The 16,789-nt window shown below is 66.5% G+C and carries 13 protein-coding genes and 1 tRNA gene; 10 read left to right on the top strand and 4 right to left on the bottom strand.

Going from position 1 to position 16,789, the window contains the following annotated elements:
- The first annotated feature begins 13 nt into the window (after nt 1-13).
- The 4 genes from P1IM2_RS15575 to P1IM2_RS15560 are packed head-to-tail and all read left to right on the top strand — an operon-like array spanning nt 14 to nt 6,776.
- Nucleotides 14-1,402, top strand: coding sequence for a TIGR03013 family XrtA/PEP-CTERM system glycosyltransferase (locus P1IM2_RS15575; protein ID WP_186402996.1), 1,389 nt, complete (start codon nt 14-16; stop codon nt 1,400-1,402).
- Between the two features lie 2 nt (nt 1,403-1,404).
- A complete protein-coding gene (prsK, locus tag P1IM2_RS15570) occupies nt 1,405-3,558 on the top strand; it encodes an XrtA/PEP-CTERM system histidine kinase PrsK (RefSeq protein WP_260834175.1) in 2,154 nt (717 codons plus the stop codon).
- The gene (gene prsR / locus P1IM2_RS15565; protein WP_186402994.1) at nt 3,555-4,931 is read left to right on the top strand and encodes a PEP-CTERM-box response regulator transcription factor; all 1,377 of its coding nucleotides are present in this window, start codon (nt 3,555-3,557) and stop codon (nt 4,929-4,931) included. Before prsK ends, prsR begins: the two co-directional genes overlap by 4 nt.
- Nucleotides 4,932-6,776 carry a tetratricopeptide repeat protein gene (locus P1IM2_RS15560; protein WP_186402993.1) on the top strand — a complete coding sequence of 615 codons (1,845 nt, stop codon included), beginning with the start codon at nt 4,932-4,934 and terminating at the stop codon, nt 6,774-6,776.
- A gap of 12 nt (nt 6,777-6,788) precedes the next feature.
- Here the strand turns inward: P1IM2_RS15560 and P1IM2_RS15555 are convergent.
- Nucleotides 6,789-6,862 (bottom strand) — tRNA-Gly (locus P1IM2_RS15555).
- Nucleotides 6,863-6,962: 100 nt separating this feature from the next.
- Here P1IM2_RS15555 and dinB point away from each other — a divergent pair.
- Nucleotides 6,963-8,087 (top strand): DNA polymerase IV, encoded by a 1,125-nt coding sequence (dinB, locus tag P1IM2_RS15550; RefSeq protein WP_186402992.1) that lies wholly within the window; start codon nt 6,963-6,965, stop codon nt 8,085-8,087.
- Between the two features lie 35 nt (nt 8,088-8,122).
- Here the strand turns inward: dinB and P1IM2_RS15545 are convergent, their stop codons facing one another.
- The 3 genes from P1IM2_RS15545 to P1IM2_RS15535 all read right to left on the bottom strand — a co-directional run bounded on the left by P1IM2_RS15545 (nt 8,123) and on the right by P1IM2_RS15535 (nt 10,829).
- A complete protein-coding gene (locus P1IM2_RS15545) occupies nt 8,123-9,718 on the bottom strand; it encodes a peptide chain release factor 3 (RefSeq protein ID WP_062764671.1) in 1,596 nt (531 codons plus the stop codon).
- Nucleotides 9,719-9,828: 110 nt separating this feature from the next.
- Nucleotides 9,829-10,176, bottom strand: coding sequence for a GntR family transcriptional regulator (locus P1IM2_RS15540; RefSeq protein ID WP_003043532.1), 348 nt, complete (start codon nt 10,174-10,176; stop codon nt 9,829-9,831).
- Between the two features lie 71 nt (nt 10,177-10,247).
- Nucleotides 10,248-10,829, bottom strand: a complete 582-nt coding sequence (locus P1IM2_RS15535; protein ID WP_186402991.1) for a nitroreductase — start codon at nt 10,827-10,829, stop codon at nt 10,248-10,250.
- A gap of 166 nt (nt 10,830-10,995) precedes the next feature.
- Here P1IM2_RS15535 and P1IM2_RS15530 point away from each other — a divergent pair, with 166 nt between their 5' ends.
- The 5 genes from P1IM2_RS15530 to P1IM2_RS15510 are packed head-to-tail and all read left to right on the top strand — an operon-like array spanning nt 10,996 to nt 16,646.
- Nucleotides 10,996-12,642 (top strand): peptide MFS transporter, encoded by a 1,647-nt coding sequence (locus P1IM2_RS15530; protein ID WP_186402990.1) that lies wholly within the window; start codon nt 10,996-10,998, stop codon nt 12,640-12,642.
- Between the two features lie 4 nt (nt 12,643-12,646).
- Nucleotides 12,647-14,059, top strand: a complete 1,413-nt coding sequence (locus P1IM2_RS15525) for an amidohydrolase (RefSeq protein WP_186402989.1) — start codon at nt 12,647-12,649, stop codon at nt 14,057-14,059.
- A complete protein-coding gene (locus P1IM2_RS15520) occupies nt 14,056-15,357 on the top strand; it encodes an amidohydrolase family protein (RefSeq protein WP_186402988.1) in 1,302 nt (433 codons plus the stop codon). The genes P1IM2_RS15525 and P1IM2_RS15520 overlap by 4 nt, the downstream gene beginning before the upstream one ends.
- Before the next feature lie 45 nt (nt 15,358-15,402).
- Nucleotides 15,403-16,104 carry an NnrU family protein gene (locus tag P1IM2_RS15515; protein WP_186402987.1) on the top strand — a complete coding sequence of 234 codons (702 nt, stop codon included), beginning with the start codon at nt 15,403-15,405 and terminating at the stop codon, nt 16,102-16,104.
- Between the two features lie 5 nt (nt 16,105-16,109).
- The gene (locus P1IM2_RS15510) at nt 16,110-16,646 is read left to right on the top strand and encodes a DUF1003 domain-containing protein (protein ID WP_186402986.1); all 537 of its coding nucleotides are present in this window, start codon (nt 16,110-16,112) and stop codon (nt 16,644-16,646) included.
- The last annotated feature ends 143 nt before the right edge of the window (nt 16,647-16,789 follow it).

Genomic DNA, 16,789 nt, shown 5'->3' with positions numbered 1-16,789 from the left:
GGCCAGGCGCAACATGTTCCGTTTGTTCAAACATTATGTCCCGCACGCGGTCGTCTGGCTCGCATTGCTCGAATTTGCGGCGCTGTTTGCGTCTGCCAACGCGGCGTGGGCGCTTTATGCGCATATCGCCGGCTTCGATGCCGGTGACTTCGGCGATCGCTGGTTGCCGCTCACCACCTTTGCCGTCGCCAATTCGCTCGCGATGATGGCGACCGGCATGTATGGCGCCGAAGCGCTGCGATCGATGAAATTCGCGACGGCGCGCCTGCTCGCTGCGGTGTCGCTGGGCGTCATTTTCCTTTCGGTGGTGGGCTTTCTTCTGCCGACCGCGACGCTGTGGCGCGTCAACAGCTTTTACGCGATGGGATTGGCGATCGCGGCGCTGTTTCTCATCCGGCTTGCACTGACGCAAAGTGCGGGCGCCGATGCGTTCAAGCGGCGCATCCTCGTGCTGGGCGCCGGCGCGCGCGCGGCGCGGCTGCGCGCGCTTGCCGAGGCGCCGGGAAGCGGCATCGACGTCGTCGGCTTCGTTGCGATGACCGGGAACGAGCGCACGATTGCCGAGGCGGTCCCACGCGAAGCGATCGCCAACCTGTCCGACCATGTCGTTGCGCTGCGCGCGGGCGAGGTCGTGCTCGCGATGGAGGAGCGGCGCAATGCGCTGCCGCTCGCCGATCTGCTGCGCGTCAAGACCACCGGCGTGCATGTCAACGACATCGCCAGCTTCATCGAACGCGAAACGGGCCGCGTCGATCTGGCGACGACAAACCCCAGCGTTCTGATCTTTTCCGACGGTTTTTCGGCGGGGCAACGCATCTCCAAGGTCGGCAAACGGCTGTTCGATATCGTTGCCAGCCTGATCGTGCTGGTGATCGGCCTGCCGCTCGCGCTGATCGCGGCGCTTGCCGTGAAACTCGATAGCAAGGGGCCGGTCCTCTATCGCCAGCCGCGCGTCGGTTTGTTCGGCGAACCTTATAATATCTTGAAGATCCGTTCGATGCGCACCGATGCCGAAGCGGCGGGCAAGGCGGTGTGGGCGGCGGAAAACGACCCCCGCATCACGCGCGTCGGCCGCATCATCCGCAAGCTGCGCATCGACGAACTGCCGCAGCTCTGGTGCGTGCTGAAAGGCGAGATGAGCTTCGTTGGCCCGCGCCCCGAACGGCCGAGCTTCGTCGACGAACTCGAGCGCCAGCTGCCCTATTATGCCGAACGCCATATGGTGAAGCCCGGCCTGACCGGCTGGGCGCAGATCAACTATCCCTATGGCGCGTCGGTCGAGGATGCGCGGGTGAAGCTGGAATATGATCTTTATTATGCAAAGAATTATTCGCCCTTCCTCGATCTTCTGATCCTGCTCCAGACGGTGCGCGTCGTGCTGTGGCCGGAGGGCGCGCGCTGACGATGACGCTTCTCGCCGGCCTTACGCATTTGCTCGCCGGGCTTGGAACCTTGGGCTTTTCGGGTGCCGCGATCTGGCTGCTCGTGCGGCCGCGCGCGCGCATGGCGGCCTTGCTCACCGCACCGCGCGCCACGATTGCGGCGGCGGCGGCGATGGCCGTGTGGTGCGGCGCCTTGTGGCTCGCGGGGCCGGACAGTGCGGCCGCGCTCGTCGTGCAACCGCTGCGCGATGCGGCGATCCTGCTATGGCTCGGCGCCAGTTTCTGGAGTGCGGCGGCGCCGATGGGGCGGCCGTTGCGGCTGGTTCAGCGACTGCTGCTGACCATCTGTTTCCTGATGTTCGGTATCGGCGCGCTGTCGATCTGGCAGGGCGGCGATGCGGCTGAATCCTGGGCGGCGCCGACGCTTGCGATTTCGGCGATGATCGTCGCGACGGGCGGGTTGATCGTCGTCGATGGCGGCGTGCGCCGCGCGAGCGCCGCGATCCGCACCCCGGTGCTGGCAATCGCCGGCGGCTTCGCGATGCTGTGGACCTATGAGCTCAATATCCAGTTCATCGGGGCGCTGACCGGCACCCGCGCGACGACGCTGATCGCGCTGCTTCCCGCGGTCGCGCTGTTGATCCTGCCGCTGTTCGTGCTCGCCGCGATGGACGTCGGGCGCGAGCGTATCCGCCTGTCGCGCAGCGTCGCGGCACGGGGGATGCTGCTGCTTGCGGCGGCCGCCTATCTGGTGCTGATCGGCGTCGTCGGGGCGGTCACGCGGCTGATCGGCGGCGATTATGGAGAGGCGGCGCAGGGGATCTTCCTGATCGCGGCGCTGGGTATCGGCGGGCTGCTGCTGCTCTCGGCGCCGACGCGTGCCTGGCTGTCGGTGATGATCTCCAAGCATTTCTTCGAGCACCGCTATGATTACCGCGCCGAATGGCTGCGCTTCACCGCGACGCTGGGCCAGTTCGGTGAACGCGCGGGCGATGGCGTGGAGGGGGGCGAGGATGGGGGCGATCTCCACCGCCGTGTCGCCAAGGCGCTTGCCGAACTGACCGGCAGTCCCGGCGCGCTGCTGCTGGTACCCGACGGGCAGGGCGGCTTTCGGGCCGCCGACCGGTGGCGCTGGACCGACGCGGGCGAGGGCGAGGGGCAGGGCGATGCGTCGCTGTCGCCGCGATCGGCCTATATGCTTCAGGAAACGCGGCACATCGTCGATCTCGACGCCGAACGCGCGGGCAAGCGGCAGGGGGCTGAGGATCTGGCGATTCCCGACTGGCTGCTCTCCGACCCGCGGGCGTGGGTGGTGGTGCCCGTGCTGCATTTCCAGCGAATGATTGCGGTCGTGGTGCTCCACCGCCCGCCGGTGTCGCGCGCGCTCGACTGGGAGGATCTCGACGTGCTGCGCATCGCGGGCCAGCAGGCGGCGAGCTATCTGGCCGAAGCGCAGGGGCAGCAGGCGCTGTCGGAAGCCAAGCGCTTCGACGAATTCAACCGCCGCTTCGCCTTCATCATGCACGACATCAAGAATCTGGCGAGCCAATTGTCGCTGCTCGCGCGCAATGCCGAGCGCCATGCCGACAAGCCGGAGTTTCGTGCCGACATGATCGAGACGCTGCGCATTTCGGCGGGGCGCCTGTCCGATCTGCTCGAACGACTGTCGCCGCGCGGGCGCGGGCCCGCGGGCGAGCGCGGACGCGTCCTGATCGAGCCGGTGCTCAACCACGTCGCAGCCGAAGTGCGCGCGCGCCGCGCGCTGTTCGTCGGGTGTCAGGCGGGGCTGACGGCGTGGGGCGATGCGGCGTCGATCCGCCAGATCGTCCAGCATCTCGTCACCAATGCCATCGACGCCTCGCCGTGCGATACGCCGGTGCAACTGATCGCGGTCGCCGAACAGGGCCGGGTGCGGATCGATGTTATCGACCAGGGCAGCGGCATGACGCGCGCCTTCATCCGCGACGAACTGTTCAAACCCTTTGTGTCGACCAAGGATGGCGGCTTCGGGCTGGGGGCGTTCGAGGCGATGGGGCTGGCGCAGGCGATGGGCGGGCGGATCGAGGTGACGAGCGAGCCGGGCAAGGGTAGCGATTTCTCGCTGTGGCTGCCGCTCGCCGACGGGCGTGACGCGGTGAATGACGATCAGGACGACAGGAAAGCGGTAAATCAATGAGCGACACCGGCGCGCCCCGCCCGAAGCTGCTGGTCGTCGAGGACGATCCGGGGCTGCAGACGCAGCTCAAATGGGCCTATGAAGATTATGAGGTGCTGGTCGCGGGCGACCACGACAGCGCGATCGACCTGCTGCGCGCAGAGGAACCGGCGGTGGTCACGCTCGACCTCGGCCTGCCGCCCGATCCCGACGGAACGCGCGAGGGCTTCCGCATCCTGCAGGCGATCCTCGAGCTGAGCCCCGATACCAAGGTGATCGTCGTTTCGGGGCATGGCGAGCGCTCCAGCGCCCTTGCCGCTATCGCAAGCGGGGCTTGGGATTTTTATCAGAAGCCGATCGACATCGACGAACTGGGCCTGATCGTCCGCCGCGCCTTTCACGTCCGCGCGCTTGAGGTCGAAAATGCGCGGCTTGCCGAGGCAGGGACGGGCGACAACCGCGTCCTCGGCGGCATGATCACCGGCGCGCCCGAAATGCAGAAGGTCGCGCGCACGATCGAGCGCGTCGCCAACCTAGACGTGTCGGTGATGCTGCTCGGCGCCAGCGGCACGGGCAAGGAATTGCTCGCGCGCGGGCTGCACGAGGCGAGCGGGCGGCGCGACGGCGCTTTCGTCGCGATCAACTGCGCCGCCATCCCCGAAAATCTGCTCGAAAGCGAATTGTTCGGGCATGAAAAGGGCGCGTTCACCGGTGCGGTCAAGACCACCGAGGGCAAGATCGAGCTGGCGCACGGCGGCACGCTGTTCCTCGACGAAGTCGGCGACATTCCGCTCCCGCTGCAGGTGAAGCTGCTGCGCTTCCTGCAGGAGCGCACGATCGAGCGCATCGGCGGCCGCAAGCCGATCGCGGTCGACACGCGGATCGTCTGCGCAACGCACCGCGACCTCGACGCGATGATCGCCCAAGGTGCCTTCCGCGATGACCTTTATTACCGGCTCGCCGAAATGGTGGTGAAGATCCCCGCGCTCGCCGAACGGCCGGGCGACGCGGTGCTGCTCGCACGGCATTTCCTGCATAAATATGCGCCCGAAATGAACCCGGCGGTGCGTGGCTTTGCCCCCGACGCGTTGCAGGCGATCGATGCGGCGCGCTGGCCGGGCAATGTGCGCGAGCTGGAAAACCGGATAAAGCGCGCGGTCATCATGGCCGACGGCAAGCTGGTGACGAAGGACGATCTCGACATGGCGGGGCGCGGCGACGAGCCCGGGGAAAGCCACCTCAATCTGCGCAGCGCGCGCGAAGCCGCCGACCGCGTGGCGATCCGCCGCGCGATGACGCAAAGCGAGGGGAATATCTCGCTTGCCTCCAAATTGCTCGGGATCAGTCGCCCGACGCTTTACGACCTGCTCAAGCAATATCGGATTCAGGCCTGAATGGCATGGCGCGGGCCTTGGCTGGCCGTGCTGGTCGCGGCGTCGGCGCTCGCCGGCTGCGCCGCGCCGCAGCCGCCGGGTTCGCGCGCCGACCTGCAGGAGCGCCGCGCCGAACTGCAACGGGCGGTTGCCGACGATCCGCAATCGTTCGAACCGCGCATCCGGCTGATCCGCATATTGTTCCGGCTCGGCGACGGAGTGGCGGCCGAGGCCGCGGTCAAGGCGACGATCGATGCGGGCGGCAATCGCGCCGTGCTGCGCCCGCTGCTCGCGCGCGCCTATGCGATGCAGGGCGACGGTCGCCGCGCCTTCGAAGAACTCGACGGCGGTCCGATCGCGCCCGAAATGATGGGCGAGGCGGCGTGGGTCGCGGGCAACGTCCATCTGGACAATGGCGACCTTGCGTCGGCGCGCGACGCCTATGACCGCGCGGTGCGCGAACTGCCCCGCGATTCGATGCTGTGGGTCGATGTCGCGCGCTTCCGCAATGCCAATGCCGATATCAAGGGCGCCCGCGATGCGGCCGACTATGCGATCGAACTCGATGGAACGAACAGCGCAGCGCTGGCACTCAAGGCCAATCTCGTCCGCACCGAGGAGGGGCTGCGCGCATCGCTGCGCTGGTACGACGCGGCGCTCGCCGCCGATCCCGACAATGCCGGGGCGCTGATCGATCAGGCCGCGACGCTCGGCGATATCGGCCGCTATCGCGACATGCTGGTCGCGTTGCGCCACGCTGCGACGCTGATCCCCGGCGATCCGCGGATCTATTATCTGCAGGCAGTGCTCGCGGCGCGCGCCGACGATTATCAGCTCGCGCGCAGCCTGCTCCAGCGCACACGCGGGCAGATGGACGACGAACCGGGCTTCATGCTGCTAAGCGCCATCGTCGAGCTGCAACTGGGCGGCGAGGCAGTCGGCGCGAGCTGGGCCGAGCGGCTGCTTGCCGAACAGCCCGACAATTTCACCGCGCGGCGCGTGCTGGCCGCGGCGAACTGGGCCGATGGCGACGACGACGGCGCGATGGCGGCGCTGCAACCGATCGTCGATCGCGGCGATGCCGATAGCTGGTCGCTGCTGCTTGCTGCACGCGTCGCTGCCGAAGAAGGCCGAGGCGGCGTATCTGCGGATTATCAGGCGCGCGCCGCCAGCCTGGCGCGCGGCGAGGCTGGACCCTTTGCGGTCGATAACGACTATGGCCTGGTCGCGATGGCGGCCGATGCCGCCCCGCTCGATCCGGCAAAGGCGATCCCGGCGATCGCGGCCGACATGGCAAGCGGCCAATATGCCCGGGCCATCGCGCGCGCGACGCGGCTGCGCGACGCCAATCGCGGCGTCGCCGACGCGCATATCCTGCTCGGCGACGCGGCGCTGGCGGGCGAGCGCTATGATCTTGCCATCGCCGCCTATCGTGCCGCGCGCGACCTCGACGCGGGGGAGCGCACGACGCTGCGGCTCGCCAACGCGCTCTATCGCTCGGGCGATCCGGCGGGATCGGGCGCGGCGATCCTCGCGCTGCGCAATCGCCAGCCATCGAGCCTCGCCGCCGAACGGCTGGCGGGGCATCTGGCGATGGACTTGCGGCATTGGGATCAGGCGATCGCCCATTTCGACCGGGTGCGGCAACGGATCGGCAACCGCGACGTGGTCATCCTGCGCGAACTGGCGCGCGCCTGGGCAGCAAAGGGCGACGACGCCCGCGCACTGCCGATGATCGCGCTCGCCTATCGCCTGCAGCCGCTGAACGCCGACATCATGCGGCTCTATGCCGATCTTCTCGAACGGCGGGAGAAGGATCAGGCGGCAGCCGACCTGCGCGACAAGGCCGATCAGATCGGGCGGTGATGCAGGGGAGGTTGGAGCGGGTAGCGGGAATCGAACCCGCCTAGCTAGCTTGGAAGGCTAGAGCATTACCACTATGCTATACCCGCTTCGCCAAGGTGCGCGCGATTGCCAGTTTGGGGCGGGGTCGTCAAGCGGAACGCGCAGCGGTGATTGAGAACATCGTGGCAACATGCTAGGAATCGGCGTGTGAGCGAGACCGGCGACAGTGAAGCGGACGGCGGCGAGGCGCCGGTTCGCAAAATCATCCATGTCGACATGGACGCCTTTTACGCCTCGGTCGAGCAGCGCGACGATCCGGCGCTGCGCGGCAAGCCCGTCGCGGTCGGCGGATCTTCGCGGCGCGGGGTGGTCGCCGCCGCATCCTATGAAGCGCGCAAATTCGGCGTCCGGTCGGCGATGCCGAGCATCACCGCGAAGCGCCAGTGTCCCGAGCTGATTTTCGTGCCGCCGCGGTTCGACGCCTATCGCGCGATATCGCATCAGATCCGCGCAATCTTTCACGACTACGCCGACGATGTCGAACCGCTGTCGCTCGACGAAGCCTATCTCGACGTGACGCGCGACAAGGCGGAACTGGGCAGCGCGACGGCGACCGCGCGGCTGATCCGGGAACGCATCCGCGCCGAAACCGGCCTGACCGCGTCGGCAGGCGTGTCGTACAACAAGTTCATCGCCAAGCTGGCGTCTGATCAGAACAAGCCCGATGGGATGACGGTGATTCCGCCGGGGAAAGGCGCGGCGTTCGTCCAGACGCTGTCGATCCGGCGGTTCCATGGCATCGGCCCCGTGACCGCCGCGAAGATGGAAGGGCTCGGCATCTTTTCGGGCGCCGATCTCGCGGCGCAGGACCGCGCGTGGCTGGCGGCACATTTCGGCAATAGCGCCGAATGGCTCTATAATCTGGCGCGCGGGGTGGACCATCGCCGTGTGCGATCGAACCGGCCGCTCAAGTCCCTCGGCGGTGAGCGGACCTTCTTCAACGATCTGGTCAGCGACACCGAAATTCGCGAGGCGCTCGCCCATGTTTGCACCGTGGTATGGGACCGGGCGGCGAAGAAGGGCGCGCGCGGACGGACGGTGACGCTGAAGCTGCGCTATGCCGACTTTCGCACGATCACGCGCGCGAAGTCGGTGGCGGCGCCGATCGCCGACGGGGCGGCGCTGCTCGCGGCGGGGGAGGCGATCCTTGCCCCCTTGCTGCCGGTCGAGCAGGGGATCCGGCTGCTCGGCGTGACGCTGAGCAAGTTCGAGGGCGAGGAAGAGGAGAGCGACACGGCCGCTGCGCCCGCAGATTTGCTGAGCCTGCTCTGATGTAGGTCGCCCCAGCCTTCGCGGGGGCGGCGAGATTATTGGGCCGGTGCGAACACCCGTTCCTTGGTAGCGGTGAAGCGGATTGACGGATTGCGCTGCGTCACATAGCCGACTTCCCACGCATCCTTGGCCATGAAGACCGGCGCGCCGTCACGGTCGGTGGCGGCGGCGCCGCGATTGTCGGCTTGGAACTGCTTGAGCGCGGCGGCGTCATCGCTGGCGATCCAGCGCGCGGTATCCCACGGGCTGGCCTCGAGCTTTGCCTCGACCTTATATTCGGCCTCGAGCCGACTGATCAGCACGTCGAGCTGGAGCTGGCCGACGACGCCCACGATCATGTTGGCCCCGATCTCCGGATAGAAGACCTGGATGATCCCTTCTTCGGCCATGTCGTCGAGCGCCTTGCGGAGCTGTTTGGTCTTGGTGGGATCGACGAGCGCGACGCGGCGCAGGATTTCGGGGGCGAAGTTCGGCAGGCCGGTGATCATCACGTCGCTGCGTTCGGAGAGGGTGTCGCCGACGCGCAGCGTTCCGTGGTTGGGGATGCCGATGATGTCGCCGGGCCAGGCTTCTTCGGCCATTTCGCGGTCCTGCGCGAGGAAAAGCATCGGGCGGCTGATCGCGATCGCCTTGCCGGTGCCGCCCTGCGTCAGTCGCATCCCGCGCTCGAACTTGCCCGAACACAGGCGCATGAAGGCGATGCGGTCGCGGTGCGCGGGGTTCATATTCGCCTGTACCTTGAAGACGAAGCCGGTGACGGCATCGTCGTCGGGGCGTACCGGCGCGGGTTCGGCAGGCTGCGGCTGCGGTCCCGGCGCATGCGCCGCGAGCCCGGCGAGCAGATCGACGACGCCGAATTCCTTGAGCGCGGAGCCGAAATAGACGGGGGTGAGGTCGCCGTTCCGATAGGCGTCAACGTCGAAGGACGCATAGCCCGCGGAGGCGAGCTCGATTTCTTCGTTGAACTGATCGAGCGCACGCGAATCGACCGCCGCCGCCAGCTTCGGATCGTCATGGCCGGTGAGCGCGATCCGTTCGCCCTCGAACGCCCGCGAGGCTTCCTTGCCGGGGACCGCGAGCGACGGTTCGACCAGATCATAGAGGCCCGAGAAGGTGCCGCCCATCCCGACCGGCCAGTTCATCGGACAGACGTCGAGCGCCAGCCGGTCGGCGACCTCGTCGAGCAGTTCGAAGGGCGACTGGCCTTCGCGGTCGACCTTGTTGATGAAGGTGATGATCGGCACCGAGCGCAGGCGGCACACCTCGAACAGCTTGAGCGTCTGCGGTTCGATCCCCTTGGCGGCGTCGATCACCATCACCGCGCTATCGACCGCGGTGAGCGTGCGATAGGTGTCCTCGCTGAAATCCTCGTGCCCCGGCGTGTCGAGCAGGTTGAAGACAAGGCCCTGATGTTCGAAGGTCATCACCGACGAGGTCACCGAAATGCCGCGCTGCTGTTCGATCTTCATCCAGTCGGAGCGGGCGCGCCGCGCCTGTCCGCGTGCCTTGACCTCGCCCGCCATATGGATGGCGCCGCCCGCAACGAGCAGCTTTTCGGTCAGCGTCGTCTTGCCCGCGTCGGGGTGCGAGATGATGGCGAAGGTGCGGCGGTCTGGGTGGTTCTGGGACATGGCGCCGGGCGCCTAGCAGGTGGCGGCGTCAGTGGAAAGGGCTGACGCAGCATCGTGTCTTCGCGCAGCGGCGGCGCAGCGGCCCCGCTCGTCGCGTTCGGGAAAGGCGATCAGGCGTCGGTGAGGTCGAGCAGCGTCCGCGCGTCGAGGCCGATGCGGCGCATCTGCTCGGCGACCGGCGGCCAGACGTTGGTCAGGAAATCTTCGCGCATCAGCGTGCGCAGGCGATCGGTCGCACCCTCGGCGACGAACATGCCGACCCCGCGCTTCACCGTGACCAGACCTTCGTCCTGAAAGGTCTGATAGGCTTTGGCGACGGTCAGCGGGTTGGCGCCTTCCTCGGCAGCGAGCGACCGGACCGACGGGAGCATGTCGCCATCGCGAAAGGTGCCGTCGAGAATCGCATTGGCGATCACGTCACGAAGCCGTTGATAAACGGGTTTGGTCTGATCGAGCATGCCGCCTTAATGCCATAAGACAGCAGCACAGTCAATTGAAGAAAATTAGTTTCTGCTGATATTAGGCGACACTAAATGTCCCAGGCGCTGACGATTTCGTCATAATATGGACGCGGGCGTTCCGACAGGTCGGCGCCGGGGGTGCCGATAAAGAAATAGCCGACGATCGCGTCGCCTTCGCGCAGCCCGAATGCGGCGCCGACGTTCGGGCTGAACGCCGCCCAGCCGGTGAGCCAGCTGCCGACATAGCCGTGGGCGTGCGCGGCGTGGAGCAGGTTCATGCCGACTGCTCCCGCCGACATCTGCTGTTCCCACAGCGGGATCTTGCTGCCCGCGATGGGCGCCGAGACGAGGAGCAGCAGCGTCGGCGCCTGATGCGCAAACTGGTCGAGCGCAGAGAGATCCATGCCGGCCGCGCCGGGATTTTCGGCAACCCATGCCTGCTTGAGCAGCGCGGCAAAGGCATCGCGCTGTTCGGGCGCGATCGTGATGATGCGCCAGGGGGCGAGCTTGCCATGATCGGGCGTGCGCAGCGCGAGTTCGATGATCGCGCGCAATTCGTCCGCGTCGGGCCCAGGGACGACCATGTCGCGCGCCTTGCCCGAGCGGCGCGTGGCGAGGTGGCTTTTCAGCGAAGAGGTGTCGTTGAACATCGCGCGCCATGTGGCGTCTCGCCCGCATCCGCGCAACCCCGCCGCGCCGGGCGCTTTGGTTTCATGCGCAATTAGATTCTTCCCATACGCAATTTTCGCGCTAGGTTGCCCCATTCGCGCGGCAGAAGTCCGCGGCAAAACCATCCGGGAAAAGGGACGCATATAGATGAAAAATATGGCCTTATGGGACGAGGGGGACTGGATCGCGGTTATCGCGCTGGTCATCCTGGGGGTCTTTTTGAGCATCGGCGCTTTGGTCGCCGCCAGCAAGAAACCTGAATTCGCCGGCCATCCCAAGGGCCTCTACATGCTGTTCTTTGCCGAGATGTGGGAACGCTTCTCCTACTACGGCATGCGCGCGCTGCTGATCTTCTACCTGACGCAGCATTGGCTGTTTTCGGACGGCAAATCGAACCTGATCTACGGCGCCTATACCGCGCTCGTCTATATCACCCCCGTGCTCGGCGGATATCTTGCGGATCGCTATCTGGGGCAGCGCAAGGCGGTGCTGTTCGGCGGTGTGCTCCTCGCCTTCGGCCATTTGTTCATGGCCTTCGAGGGCGATCACGGCATCACCGATGCCGCGACGAAGCAGGCCGATCCCGCGATCAACATCTTCTGGCTCGCGCTCGCGCTCATCATCGTCGGCTCGGGTTTCCTCAAGGCCAATATCTCGGTGATGGTCGGCCAGCTCTATCGCCTGACCGACATGCGCCGCGATGCGGCCTACACCATCTTCTACATGGGGATTAACGTCGGCGCGGCGCTCGGCACGATCCTCGTCGGCTATCTCGGCCAGAAGATCGGCTGGGCCTATGGCTTCGGTCTTGCCGGCATCGGCATGGTCGCCGGCCTGATCGTCTTCGTGCTCGGCAAGAATGTCCTGCTCGGCGCCGGCGAGGCACCCGCACCGCTCGCGAAATCCAAGGAGTGGAGCATCTATGGCGTCGGCCTTGTCGCCGTCGGCGTGATGTGGGCGCTCGTCCAGTATCAGGATGTGATCCAGACGTTGCTCGTCATTTCGGGCCTCGGACTGCTCGGCTGGGTGCTGTTCCAGGCCTTCAAGCTCGAGAAGGAACCGCGCGAACGCATTTTCGCCATTCTATTCCTGATCGCGCTCAACCCGCTGTTCTGGGGTCTGTTCGAACAGGCTGGCGGCAGCTTCAACCTCTACACCGACCGCTATGTCGACAAGGGCGGTGTTCCCGCATCGGTGTTCCAGTCGATCAACCCCATCTACATCATCCTCTTCGCGCCGGTCTTTGCGGCGCTGTGGCAGTGGCTGGGCAAGCGCGGGCTCGAACCCTCGGCGCCGGCGAAGTTCGCGCTGGCGCTCGCGCAGGTCGGGGCGGGCTTCCTCGTCTTCGTGTGGGGCGCGAGCAGCGTCGGACCCGAGGTCGCGACGCCTGTCCTGTTCGTCTTCCTGCTCTATCTTCTCCACACGACCGGCGAGCTGTGCCTGTCGCCGGTGGGGCTGAGCGCGATGAACCGCCTTGCGCCGTCGTTCATGGCCTCGCTCATCATGGGCGCCTGGTTCTACATGACCGCGGTCGGCAATTTCGTCGCGGGCAAGATCGGGGAAGCGACCGGCGGCGAAAGCGGCGACATGACCAAGGAGGCGACGCTCGCCATCTATCAGGAAATCGGCATCATCACGATCGGCGTCAGCGTCGTCGTGCTGGCGCTGTCGCCTATCGTGAAGAAGTGGATGCACCTCGACACGCTGCGCGACCGCGACGACAGCGTTGCCGGAGCTGGCGAACTTGCCGAACCGCAAGCGGCGGGGACGCATCCCGAACCGAAGGGGGCATAAGCACATGATCAGGGGCGTGAAGGGCAGTCTGCTGGCTGCCGTTTCGCTGGCGTTCGCGGGTTGCGCGGCGTCGGGCACCTCGGCGCAGTCGGCGGGCGACAAGCCCGCCGCGAGCGCCGAAAAGCCGGAGAAGTTCAACAAGGATCCCTATCCGTCGACCTATCACGCCTATGCAGGCCGCCCGACGGCGGTGCGCGGCGTGACGATCTTCGACGGCGAAGGCGGCCGCATCGACAATGGCGTCGCGCTGTTTGCCGACGGCAAGGTGGTGAGCATCGGCGGCCCTGATACGGCGACCCCCGCGGGTTATGACGTCGTCGACGGCAGCGGCAAATATCTCACCCCCGGCGTGATCGATATCCACAGCCACCTCGGCGTCTATCCCAGCCCGTCGGTCGATGCGCATTCGGACGGGAATGAGGCGACCAGCCCGACGACGCCCGAAGTCTGGGCCGAGCATAGCGTCTGGCCGCAGGATCCGGGCTTCAGCCGTGCGCTCGCCAATGGCGGGGTGACGAGCCTCCAGATTCTGCCGGGCAGCGCCAATCTGATCGGCGGCCGCTCGGTCGTGCTCAAAAATGTTCCGGCGCGCACGGTGCAGGGGATGAAATTCCCCGGTGCCCCCTATGGTATGAAGATGGCGTGCGGCGAGAATCCGAAGCGCGTCTATGGCAGCAAGGGGCGCATGCCCTCGACCCGCATGGGCAATTTCGCGGTCGATCGTGCGACCTGGGCCAAGGCCGCAGCCTATAAGAAGAAGCTCGACGAAGGAAAGCCGGTCGATCGCGATCTGGCGATGGAAACGCTCGCCGGCGTGCTGTCGGGCGAAATCCTGGTTCAGAACCATTGCTACCGCGCCGACGAAATGGCGCAGGTCATCGATATGAGCCACGAGTTCGGATATAAGGTGTCGGCGTTCCACCATGCGGTCGAAGCCTACAAGATCGCCGACGTGCTGGCGAAGGAAGGCATTTGTGCCGCCATCTGGGCCGACTGGTGGGGCTTCAAGATGGAAGCCTATGACTCGGTGCCCGAAAATATTGCGCTTGTTTACAAGGCTGGCGCCTGCACGATCGTCCATTCGGACGACGAAAACCAGATCCAGCGCCTGAACCAGGAAGCGGCGAAGGGACTTGCCGCCGGGCGGCGCATGGGGATGCAGATCAGCGACGAACAGGCGTGGACCTGGCTGTCGTACAATCCCGCCAAGGCGCTGGGCATCGCCGACAAGACCGGCAGTCTGAAGCCGGGCAAGATGGCCGACGTCGTGCTGTGGAACGGCAACCCGTTCAGCGTCTATACGCGGCCCGAAAAGGTCTGGATCGACGGCGCGCTGATGTTTGACGCGACCGATCCCAAGCGGCGACCGGTGAGCGATTTCGAGCTGGGGCAGCCCGGCGAGGGAGATGTGAAATGATGCGCGCGCTTCTGCTTTCCGCCGCCGCGCTGATCGCGGCCCCGGTCGCGGCACAGGATGTTGCGATCACCAACGCGCGGCTCGTCATCGGCGACGGCAGCGCCCCGATCGAGGGCGGCACAGTCGTCGTGCGCGGCGGCAAGATCGTCGCCGCCGGCGCGGGCGTTGCGGTCCCCGCAGGGATCGAGCGCGTTGACGCCGGCGGCCATTGGGTAACGCCCGGCATCGTCGCGGCGTTCAGCCGCGTCGGACTGGTCGAGGTCGATGCCGTGCAGGGCAGCAACGACCGCTCGGCGCGTCGTTCGCGCTTTTCGGCGGGTATCGACATCGCGCCCGCGCTCAACCCGATGGGCTCGCCCGTCGCGGTCAACCGCGCCGCCGGCGTCACCCGCGCGATCGTTGCGCCGGGCGACAGCAGCGGGCTGTTCGCGGGCCAAGGGGCGGTCGTCGATCTGGGCGACGACAATGACATGGTGACGCGCCCGCGCGCGCTGCAGTTCATCGAATTCGGCGAGGGCGGATCGTCGAACGCGGGGGGAAGCCGCGCGGCGACCTTCCTGATGTTCCGCGAACAATTGCTGGCGGCGCGCAGCTATGCCCGCAATCCCGCGACGCTTGCCGAATGGGGCAGCGACGCGCTGATCCAGCGCGCCGACGCCGACGCACTGGTCCGCGTGATCAACGGCACGACCCCGCTGTTCGTGCGCGTCGATCGCGCCGCCGACATATTGAACGTGCTGAAACTGAAGGGCGAATTTCCGGCGCTGAAACTTGTTCTCGTTGGCGCGACCGAGGGCTGGCTTGTCGCCCGGGACATCGCTGCGGCGAAGGTGCCGGTGCTGGTCTCGCCGCTGAGCGACCTCCCCGCGAGCTTCGAACGGCTGGGCGCGACGCAATCGAATGCCGGGCGGCTCGAAGCCGCCGGCGTCGATGTTTCGGTTGGCGTGTTCGACGACGATGACGCGCACAAGATGGGCTATACCACGCAATATGCCGGCAACCTGGTCGCGCTGACAAAGCTGCCGGGCGCCAGCGGGCTGAGCTGGGATCAGGCGTTCGCCGCGATCACCAGCGCCCCCGCGCGGGCGGTCGGCATGGACGGCACGATCGGATCGCTGCGCGCCGGGCGCGTCGGCGACGTCGTGATCTGGGACAATGATCCGCTCGAACTCGGCAGCCGGCCGACCGCGGTGTGGATCGACGGCAAGCGCCAATCGCTCGTGACGCGACATGACCGCTTGCGCGATCGCTATGCGACGCCGCAAGAAGGTGCATTGCCCAAGGCCTATGACCGGTAAGCGCCAGAGAGGCTGAGCGCGCCGCGAGATGAAGGAGGCGAGCCGATGAACCCCATGTCGCTGTTGATCGCAACCGCGGTGCTATTCGTCGGCTCGCACCTCCTCCTGTCGCACCCGCTGCGCGACGGGCTGGCCAGTCGGCTCGGCGAGCGGGGGTTCCAGATCGTCTATTCGATCGTGGCCTTCGCCACGTTCATTCCGCTCGTTCAGGCGTGGCGCGCGATGCCGCCCGAACCGCCGCTGTGGACGGTCGACGATCCGCTCTGGGCGCTCGCAACGCTGATCGTCCTCTTTGCGAGCATCCTGTTCATGGGGTCATTGATCGGCAATCCGGCGCTGCCGTCGCCGAAGGCGGCGTTCGCCGCCCAGGGGGCGCCGCGCGGGGTTTTCGCGATTACCCGTCATCCGATGATGTGGGGCTTTGCGCTGTGGGCGTTCGCCCACGCGCTCGTCATGCCGACGGGCGCGCAGTTGCTGCTGTCGGCAACGATCGCCTTCCTCGCGCTCGTCGGATCGGCGGGGCAGGATGCGAAGAAGGCGCGGTTGATGGGTGATGCGTGGCGCCACTGGGCGGCGCGGACGAGCTTCTTACCGTTCGGGCGCCAGGTTGCGGGGGCGGCGCCGTGGGGCGATGCGATCCCGCGCGGCCATGCGCTGTTCGGCGGCATCCTGCTGTGGCTCGCGGCGACCTGGGGGCATGGCGCGCTCGGCTATATGGCCGCGGGCATCTGGCGCTGGATCGGCTGATCGTCATGAATGACGAAGCCCGGATCGCGGACATGGCGCTGCGCCTGCTCGGGCGCGCGTTCAACGAACTCGACGAACAGGAACAGCGCGTCATCTGCGCCATCGCCGAACGCGCACCGACCAGCCGCAACGCGGGCGAGATCGACGACGAGGAAGCGAGCTTCGGCGACCGGCTGGCCGACCGGGTGGCGGCGGTCGGCGGTTCATGGGGTTTCATCATCGCCTTCGGCGTCGTGCTCGTCGCGTGGATGCTGCTCAATTCGAGCGTCCTTGCGCGTGCGGGGCTCGTCTTCGATCCCTATCCCTATATCTTCCTCAATCTGATGCTCTCGATGCTCGCGGCGATCCAGGCGCCGGTGATCATGATGAGCCAGAACCGGCAGGCGGCGAAGGACCGGCTGTCGGCCCGGCTCGACTATGAAATCAACCTGCGCGCCGAACTGGAAATCATGCGCCTGCACGAAAAGATCGACCGCATGCGCATCGCCGACCTGGTCGAGAAGGTCGAAGATTTGAGCGAACGGCTCGATCGGAGGGGGTAGGGGACGGTGGCGTTGAGGTGATGGGGTGGACGCCCCCCGGCGGCATCGATGTGCCATAGTGGAGGTGTTGTCACACCACTAGAGGAGGCGTCCGTGTTGGAAGTTAGCATAATCGGTCTGGATATCGCGAAGAATGTTTTTCA

This window comes from Sphingopyxis sp. P1IMeth2 (assembly GCF_900185685.1).
Classification (GTDB): Bacteria; Pseudomonadota; Alphaproteobacteria; order Sphingomonadales; family Sphingomonadaceae; genus Sphingopyxis; species Sphingopyxis terrae_A.
Note: the sequence above shows the minus strand (reverse complement) of the source record. Positions and strands in the feature narration are given on the sequence as shown.